Below are 4188 nucleotides of genomic sequence, written 5' to 3' on the forward strand. Positions count from 1 at the left end.
CTAAGAAGCCCCGGCTAACTACGTGCCAGCAGCCGCGGTAATACGTAGGGGGCAAGCGTTATCCGGAATTACTGGGTGTAAAGGGTGCGTAGGCGGTAAAGTAAGTTAGGTGTGAAAGCCCGGGGCTCAACCTCGGGACTGCACTTAAAACTGCTTTACTAGAATACAGGAGAGGTAAGTGGAATTCCTAGTGTAGCGGTGAAATGCGTAGATATTAGGAGGAACACCAGTGGCGAAGGCGACTTACTGGACTGTGATTGACGCTGAGGCACGAAAGCGTGGGGAGCGAACAGGATTAGATACCCTGGTAGTCCACGCCGTAAACGATGAATGCTAGGTGTCGGGGGTCGAACCTCGGTGCCGCAGCTAACGCATTAAGCATTCCACCTGGGGAGTACGATCGCAAGATTGAAACTCAAAGGAATTGACGGGGGCCCGCACAAGCGGTGGAGCATGTGGTTTAATTCGAAGCAACGCGAAGAACCTTACCAGGTCTTGACATCCCTTTGACCGAACCTTAACCGGTTCTTTCCTTCGGGACAAAGGTGACAGGTGGTGCATGGTTGTCGTCAGCTCGTGTCGTGAGATGTTGGGTTAAGTCCCGCAACGAGCGCAACCCTTATCTTTAGTAGCCAGCACGTTAAGGTGGGGACTCTAGAGAGACTGCCGAGGATAACTCGGAGGAAGGTGGGGATGACGTCAAATCATCATGCCCCTTATGATCTGGGCTACACACGTGCTACAATGGTGGTAACAAAGGGAAGCGAAGCCGCGAGGTGAAGCAAACCCCATAAAAGCCATCCCAGTTCGGATTGTAGTCTGCAACTCGACTACATGAAGTTGGAATCGCTAGTAATCGCGAATCAGAATGTCGCGGTGAATACGTTCCCGGGCCTTGTACACACCGCCCGTCACACCACGGGAGTCGGAAGCACCCAACGTCAGTGACCCAACCGCAAGGAGGGAGCTGCCTAAGGTGAAATCGATGACTGGGGTGAAGTCGTAACAAGGTAGCCGTATCGGAAGGTGCGGCTGGATCACCTCCTTTCTAAGGAAGAAAGTGGAAGAAATTTATTTCTGAAGCTAAAAGTGAGCAAAGCTCACATGATGGAGATCAAAAACCTCACCGTGATAGATGAACCCAGTTTGGAAAGCCCTAGTCGAAGTTAATGAATCAACGTTTAGTACTTAAACGTTTGATGGATTAACGTTTAACAAATAAACGTTAGTAAATAAGCGAAAAGATCTAAAAAATTCTGGTGGCGATGCGACTTATGGAAACACCCGTTCCCATACCGAACACGATGGTTAAGCGTATGTCGGCCGATGATACTTGGTTGGAGACGACCTGGGAAAGTAGGTGGCTGCCAGATTTTAAAAAACAAAAGAACTCTAAAGGCAACGATAGAGGATTATATAGAAGATATCCGGAAAGACCGGAAGCAAAGCTTGAAGCTCACAGCTTCATATCTTATTTAGACCCATAAAAGCAACCGGGTCATAGCGTAAAGCTATTACGAACATTGAAAACTGCATAAGAGAAACGACTTGAAAGCACGTATGGATACAGCTTAGGCATAACACGAGGTTAAAGTGTTATGAAAAAGCGTCGTAGAAGTAGTGAAGGCAAGTCGTTAGATGATATGAAAGCACGAAAGTGAAGACATATTGTTGAAGTGATTTGTAATCTTGATATCAAATTATTAGTTCAAGCTAATAAGAGCATAGGGTGGATGCCTTGGCACTAGGAGCCGATGAAGGTCGCGATAAGCTGCGAAAAGCTTTGGGTAGGCGCAAATAGCCGATGATCCAGAGATTACCGAATGGGGAAACCTGGCTGGGAAGATCCCAGTCACTGCATGGTGAATACATAGCCATGCAGGGGGAACTCGGGGAACTGAAACATCTAAGTACCCGAAGGAAGAGAAAGAAACATCGATTACCTAAGTAGCGGCGAGCGAAAGGGTAAGAGGCCAAACCAAAGGACCTAGTCCTTTGGGGTTGAGGACTGCATACGGTATTAAGAAGATTTAACCGAAGTGTTTTGGAAAAGCACGTCAAAGAGGGTGAAAACCCCGTAGGTGAAAAGTTGACTTAGCCAGCAGTATCCAGAGTAGCACGAGACACGTGGAACCTTGTGTGAAGCAGGGGGGACCACCCCCCAAGCCTAAATACTACCTAGTGACCGATAGCGCATAGTACTGTGAAGGAAAGGTGAAAAGAACCCCGGGAGGGGAGTGAAAAAGAACCTGAAACCCTATGTTTACAAGCAGTGGAAGCACGTTAAGGTGCGACCGCGTACTTTTTGTAGAACGGTCCAGCGAGTTACTTATACTGGCGAGGTTAATGACTTAAGGTCAGGAGCCGAAGGGAAGCCAAGTCTTAATAGGGCGTTAAGTCAGTGTGAGTAGACCCGAAACCGGGTGACCTATCCATGGGCAGGTTGAAGTTACCGTAAAAGGTAATGGAGGACCGAACCCACGCATGTTGAAAAATGCGGGGATGACCTGTGGATAGCGGAGAAATTCCAATCGAACCCGGAGATAGCTGGTTCTCCTCGAAATAGCTTTAGGGCTAGCCTTGAAATAGTCTAATGGAGGTAGAGCACTGAATTGCCTAGGGGGCCTCACAGCCTACCGAAGCATATCAAACTCCGAATGCCATATAGATGTTTTTCAGGAGTCAGACTATGGGAGATAAGTTTCATAGTCAAAAGGGAAAGAGCCCAGACCACCAGCTAAGGTCCCAAAGTGTGCATTAAGTGGAAAAGGATGTGAGATTTCACAGACAACTAGGATGTTGGCTTAGAAGCAGCCATGCATTCAAAGAGTGCGTAATAGCTCACTAGTCGAGAGATCTTGCGCCGAAAATGTCCGGGGCTAAAATGCACCACCGAAGCTGTGGAAAGCACTTATTTAGATAAGTGTTTTGGTAGAGGAGCATTCTTAACACGACGAAGCTGTACCGTAAGGAGCAGTGGAGAGTTAAGAAGAGAGAATGCTGGAATGAGTAGCGAGAGAGAAGTGAGAATCTTCTCGGCCGAATATCTAAGGTTTCCAAAGTAAAGCTGATCTTCTTTGGGTAAGTCGGGACCTAAGGTGAGGGCGAAAGCCGTAGCCGATGGACAACTAGTTGAAATTCTAGTACTACGTATGAACAGAACTGTGGGGACACAGAAGGATAGGGAAATCTGGGAATGGAAAAACCAGTGCAAGCACAAAGCTTGGTTGATAGGCAAATCCGTCAACTAAAAGGCGAAGTGTGATGCGGATCGAAATTAAAGTAGAGAAGTTCCTAAATCCATACTGTCAAGAAAAGCCGCTATTGCTTCATACGTACCCGTACCGCAAACCGACACAGGTAGATGAGGAGAGAATCCTAAGGCCGACGGGAGAAGCGTTGTTAAGGAACTCGGCAAAATGACCCCGTAACTTCGGGAGAAGGGGTGCCTACGCAAGTAGGCCGCAGAGAATAGGCCCAAGCGACTGTTTAGCAAAAACACAGGTTTATGCAAAACCGAAAGGTGAAGTATATGAGCTGACGCCTGCCCGGTGCTGGAAGGTTAAGGGGAGTGCTTAGACTTTAGTCGAAGGTGCGAACTTAAGCCCCAGTAAACGGCGGCCGTAACTATAACGGTCCTAAGGTAGCGAAATTCCTTGTCGGGTAAGTTCCGACCCGCACGAAAGGCGTAACGATAGTACCGGTGAAGATGCCGGTTACCCGCGACAGGACGGAAAGACCCCGTGGAGCTTTACTCTAGCTTGATACTGGGATTCGATATTACATGTACAGGATAGAAGGGAGACTTTGAGCTATGGACGCCAGTCTGTAGTGAGTCGTTGTTGGGATACCTTCCTTGTAGTATTGGGTTTCTAACCTAGCACCGTGATCCGGTGTGGGGACAATGTCAGGTGGGGAGTTTGACTGGGGCGGTCGCCTCCGAAAGTGTATCGGAGGCGCTCAAAGTTCATCTCAGAATGGTTGGAAACCATTCGCAGAGTGCAAAGGCATAAGATGGATTGACTGTGACACCGACGGGTGGAGCAGGTAGGAAACTAGGACTTAGTGATCCGGTGGTATGAATGTGGGATTGCCATCGCTCAACGGATAAAAGCTACCCCGGGGATAACAGGCTTATCACTCCCAAGAGTTCACATCGACGGAGTGGTTTGGCACCTCGATGTCGGC

At 48.4% G+C, this 4188-nt stretch carries 3 rRNA genes; all 3 read left to right on the forward strand.

Features of this window, described 5'->3' with window-relative positions:
- Positions 1-1056: ribosomal RNA gene (locus CVU84_17595) — 16S ribosomal RNA — on the forward strand; the annotation flags it as partial.
- A 199-nt stretch (positions 1057-1255) separates the two neighbouring features.
- Positions 1256-1373: ribosomal RNA gene (rrf, locus tag CVU84_17600) — 5S ribosomal RNA — on the forward strand.
- A gap of 331 nt (positions 1374-1704) precedes the next feature.
- Positions 1705-4188 (forward strand): 23S ribosomal RNA (locus CVU84_17605); the annotation flags it as partial.

Source organism: Firmicutes bacterium HGW-Firmicutes-1 (assembly GCA_002841625.1).
In the GTDB taxonomy this organism is placed as follows: domain Bacteria; phylum Bacillota; class Clostridia; order Lachnospirales; family Vallitaleaceae; genus HGW-1.